Raw genomic sequence first — 201 nt, 5'->3', positions numbered from 1 at the left:
ATTGCACAATGGGCGCAAGCCTGATGCAGCCATGCCGCGTGTGTGAAGAAGGCCTTCGGGTTGTAAAGCACTTTCAGCGAGGAGGAAGGTGGTGAACTTAATACGTTCATCAATTGACGTTACTCGCAGAAGAAGCACCGGCTAACTCCGTGCCAGCAGCCGCGGTAATACGGAGGGTGCAAGCGTTAATCGGAATTACTG

1 rRNA gene is annotated in these 201 nt (G+C 52.7%); it reads left to right on the top strand.

Annotation, left to right across the window (positions count from 1 at the left end):
- A 16S ribosomal RNA gene (locus HWW83_RS25585) occupies positions 1-201 on the top strand; the annotation flags it as partial.

Origin of the sequence: Serratia ureilytica (assembly GCF_013375155.1) — a bacterium.
In the GTDB taxonomy this organism is placed as follows: domain Bacteria; phylum Pseudomonadota; class Gammaproteobacteria; order Enterobacterales; family Enterobacteriaceae; genus Serratia; species Serratia ureilytica.
This window is presented reverse-complemented; position numbering and strand designations above follow the sequence as displayed.